The organism is Oleiphilus sp. HI0061, assembly GCF_001635675.1.
Window position 1 is genome coordinate 1 of sequence record NZ_LWFE01000049.1, and the last position, 984, is coordinate 984.

Here is a 984-nt window from a genome sequence, read left to right on the forward strand (position 1 = left end):
AAAAGCCCGACTTTATTGTCGGGTTTTTTGTGCCTGTCTATGTCTATATTTTCAAAGTTTCAAGCTAATAGCCTTTGGGTAGTTTTACCTCTAATTCGATGGGTAAATGGTCAGATACCGGAAACGTTACCACGCCCGCCCTCTTAACCAATAGGCTACGACTCACCAGAATATGATCTAAGGCCTTTTCAGGGCGCCAGCTAGGAAATGAATGAGATACGCCCGGCAAAGTCACCAAGCCGGCTCCTTTTAGCGGAGAGTCATGCAGTATTTTCTCGGCATGGGTATTCATGTCGCCCATCAACACCACATGGTTATAGTCATCAACCAAATCCCGAACAAAACGTAGCTGCTGTTTTTGGGCACTATCGCTGAGCGACAAGTGCATAATCACCAATACGATCGGATCTTCCTCTTTTCCGTACTCGGCAACAATCACGCCTCGGCCAGGTATTAAGCCAGGCAAGCGATGCTCTTCAACCTTGATTGGCCGGAAACGACTTAACAAGCCATTACTATGCTTTGCTACAGGACCAAAATTTCTATTTAACTGCTGATACCAAAACGGCAAACCTGCATTACTCGCAAGGTATTCGACCTGATTAATAAATCCGCTGCGCAAGCTACCGCCATCGACCTCCTGCAAAGCCACCATATCGTACTGACTAATCAGCTCAGCAATTTTATCCAGATTGTCTTGCCGCTTTTTGTGAGGCAAAACGTGCTGCCAACTACGTGTCAGATAGTGACGGTAGGAAGAGGTGGAAATACCCACTTGAATATTGAAGGTTAATAGTCGAATCGTTTTGTCTGTTTCAAGAAACGGGGTCTTTTTCAGTTCTCAGGGTGCACCTGTTGCGATGCTGCGTTTTGTAGCGACTCATTGATCGGCGTAATCAGTTCACTGATACGATGTTTGATTCGTTGATACATAAACTAGAATTACCCTGTTTCACGACGACTATTCATTACCACATTAATCGG

The 984-nt window shown here is 45.1% G+C and carries 1 protein-coding gene; it reads right to left on the reverse strand.

The window, feature by feature from the left end; genetic code table 11:
* Positions 1 to 64 precede the first annotated feature (64 nt).
* Positions 65 to 838, reverse strand: a complete 774-nt coding sequence (locus A3735_RS00745) for an endonuclease/exonuclease/phosphatase family protein (RefSeq protein WP_068637368.1) — start codon at positions 836 to 838, stop codon at positions 65 to 67.
* Between the last annotated feature and the right edge of the window lie 146 nt (positions 839 to 984).